Source organism: Lentiprolixibacter sp., from assembly GCF_982873095.1.
Map to the genome: position 1 here is coordinate 5,424 of NZ_CEYNTP010000122.1, position 2,698 is coordinate 8,121.

Sequence of the window (2,698 nt, forward strand, 5' to 3'; positions counted from 1 at the left end):
GTCAGAAAAAGCAATAGAATCCGGAGGCATGAAAGGAAAAGGCTTCCTGGAAGGTACCAGGACCAAAGGCGATTTTGTCCCGGAACAACACACCGATTATATTTTCAGTACCGTAGGGGAAGAATGGGGATTTATCGGGACCACCCTCGTAGTGCTATTGTTTACCTTATTGCTGTTGCGGCTGGTACATCTGGCGGAGAGGCAGAAAAATGATTTCAGCCGGATGTACGGCTATGGTGTGATCTCGATCTTACTGATCCACTATTTTATCAATATCGGGATGGTCATTGGTATCCTTCCTACCATAGGAATTCCACTACCCTTCTTCAGTTATGGGGGGTCCGGGCTGTTAGGCTTTACCATCCTCCTCTTTATCTTCATAAAACTGGATGCCAACCGGCTTAATGAGTGGCTTTAGAATGTCCAGTATTTTTTCGCAATTTCCCTTTCTATTCTATTCTCAACTGTGTCTGGCAAACCGGGAAAGAAATCAATTCCGGTGCGCTTTTCCAGCTCATCCACAGACACCAGGTATTTATCAAGAGGCAAGGTGGTGTTCCTGTGGGGCAGTAAAAAGCAAGCGACACGCAGGGAATCACCCGAACCCAGAGCTACGATCTTATAATAGTAATCCGGGACCGCCACACCTTCGTCGCCAATACGATCCAGGGAAGGTTCTAAAACCCCTCCCGTGATCACATATAGTGTTCCGGAAATCCTGCACCAGGACCGTACCCTTTTCTCAAGATCGTTCCAGATACCTGCATTAAACTCATTCTCCTGAGGCGTAATATTACTGGTATAAAAGGTTTCATTAAAGGCATATTCGGAAAAGCGCCGGTCTCCTGCCGGACATAGATGGCCCCGGTCAAAACCAGAACCCTTATAGTTCCGCCAGTCTGCTGATTTGGTCCTTACCTTGGGATCCTCAATAAAGTAGGGCCGTTCGCGTTCGTGGTCCGTAAGATGTTCCCTTTTCAAAACATAGGCTACCCACTCTGCCTGCTCATAACGTTCGTGATAGGAAAGGGTAAAATGCTGGTGTTCTACCAGGTCTCCTGTAGTAGTTTCTGGCAGGAGCGAGTCGGGAAAAGGGGTGGGTGCCTCAATCCCTTCCGGGGCAGAATAGTGTGCAGGGGTATAGAAATTCTCAATCACCCAAAAGGCCACAATGACGAAGATCATGAGCCCGGTATACAGCAGGTAGCGTTTTCGCGATTTTGACATTTTTGCCATACCGTAAAAATAGCAGAAATCTCAGGTCTTACAGTTCCCCCTGTTGTAAGTTTTCGATATAAATCACGACCTTTGAAGTGCAAAATGTTCCCTTTTTTCGGGAGCATTTTTAATGAATTGATCCATTGAAAAGGAAAAAATATGTTACGCTGGAAAGATATTATCAGATATAGCACTAAAGGGAATCCTGAACCTGACAACAGGGTGGAGAAAACCGAAGAAGAGTGGCAGCAGCAACTAAGCCCAGAACAATTCAGGATTACGCGTTTGAAAGGAACCGAAGCCCCTCATACAGGTGCGTTATGCGGTATTTATGAGGCAGGGAAATACGCCTGCGTTTGCTGTGATACCGAATTATTTGATTCAGGAATTAAGTTCGAATCCGGTACAGGTTGGCCGAGTTTCACCCAACCTATTAAAGAAAATGCTATTAAGTATGTGAAGGATACTTCCTTTGGCATGATTCGGGTAGAAGTCCTTTGTAATACCTGTGACGGGCACCTGGGACATGTATTTCCTGACGGGCCGCCTCCCAGTGGCCTGAGGTACTGTATTAATTCAGCTGCCATCAAACTGTTAAAACCTGCTGAGCATGAAGAGTAATCAACAGGAACAGGCCACATTTGGAGGAGGTTGCTTCTGGTGTACCGAAGCGGTCTTTCAGGAGGTTAATGGAGTGATAGAGGTGGTTTCGGGCTATGCAGGTGGCCGTGTTCCCGGGAAGCCCACTTACCGGGAGGTTTGCTCCGGCCTTACCGGACATGCAGAAGTGGTTCAGGTGACCTTCAATCCGGAGGAAATCTCCTATCGCGATTTATTGGTTATTTTCATGACCACCCATGATCCGACTACCTTGAACAGACAAGGCGCAGATGTGGGCACCCAATACAGGTCTGTCATTTTTTTCCACGATGAGGAACAACAGAAAATCGCAATCGACGTGCTGGCCTCTCTAAAGGACTATTATAAAAACCCCATTGTAACTGAATTAAGCCCGTTACCCAAGTTCTTTGAGGCAGAAGATTATCATCAGGATTACTATGCCAATAACTCGGAACAAGGGTATTGTCAGTTCGTGATCTCCCCCAAACTGTCTAAGCTCAGGGAACAGTATGCCGATAAGCTAAAAAGGTAGCCTTCACACCTAGGGAAGTTACCTAAAGAAAAAAGCCTCGCAACATTTGCAAGGCTTTTTTTATTTCTATCAGGAATGCTTTATCCTTTAACGCTGGCCAGTTTGGTGTGTTTGATATTGTTCAGGCGTAGATCACGCAATACATTGACTGCCTCTTCCACGTATACATCCCTTGCCAGGTTGCGATGCCAACGGTCTCTTTTCTCTCTGAGAACAGGATCCTTGGTAAACAACTCTTTCTCATACTTTAACGACTCAAACGTGAGTTTGGAATCATAATCAGACAGGGACTTGAAGTAGTTGGAACGTTCGCGGTTCTTTTCCTCC

At 46.1% G+C, this 2,698-nt stretch carries 5 protein-coding genes; 3 read left to right on the forward strand and 2 right to left on the reverse strand.

Translation table 11 applies throughout. The features are described 5' to 3' along the window. Nucleotides 1-418: rod shape-determining protein RodA (gene rodA, locus AC4E7D_RS08530; RefSeq protein WP_490173383.1), on the forward strand; the 418-nt coding region annotated here is incomplete at its 5' end. On the opposite strand, the gene AC4E7D_RS08535 is transcribed toward rodA, so the two are convergent. Beyond that, the gene (locus tag AC4E7D_RS08535) at nt 415-1,236 is read right to left on the reverse strand and encodes a DNA/RNA non-specific endonuclease (RefSeq protein ID WP_490173384.1); all 822 of its coding nucleotides are present in this window, start codon (nt 1,234-1,236) and stop codon (nt 415-417) included. The two genes, rodA and AC4E7D_RS08535, sit on opposite strands and share 4 nt — an antisense overlap. A gap of 141 nt (nt 1,237-1,377) precedes the next feature. Between AC4E7D_RS08535 and msrB the strand changes: the two genes are divergently transcribed. Further along, nucleotides 1,378-1,839 carry a peptide-methionine (R)-S-oxide reductase MsrB gene (gene msrB, locus AC4E7D_RS08540; RefSeq protein WP_490173385.1) on the forward strand — a complete coding sequence of 154 codons (462 nt, stop codon included), beginning with the start codon at nt 1,378-1,380 and terminating at the stop codon, nt 1,837-1,839. Continuing rightward, on the forward strand, nt 1,829-2,371 hold the full coding sequence (gene msrA, locus AC4E7D_RS08545; RefSeq protein ID WP_490173386.1) for a peptide-methionine (S)-S-oxide reductase MsrA: 543 nt from the start codon (nt 1,829-1,831) through the stop codon (nt 2,369-2,371). The genes msrB and msrA overlap by 11 nt, the downstream gene beginning before the upstream one ends. 80 nt (nt 2,372-2,451) lie before the next feature. Here msrA and AC4E7D_RS08550 read toward each other — a convergent pair. Beyond that, the coding region (locus AC4E7D_RS08550; RefSeq protein ID WP_490173387.1) for a carboxy terminal-processing peptidase at nt 2,452-2,698 on the reverse strand (247 nt) is incomplete at its 5' end.

Excerpts from the sequence above, each read along its gene's own strand:
- msrA (WP_490173386.1), top strand. The coding sequence starts at position 1,829 with ATGAAGAGTAATCAACAGGAACAGGCCACATTTGGAGGAGGTTGCTTC.
- AC4E7D_RS08535 (WP_490173384.1), bottom strand. The coding sequence starts at position 1,236 with ATGGCAAAAATGTCAAAATCGCGAAAACGCTACCTGCTGTATACCGGG.
- msrB (WP_490173385.1), top strand. The coding sequence starts at position 1,378 with ATGTTACGCTGGAAAGATATTATCAGATATAGCACTAAAGGGAATCCT.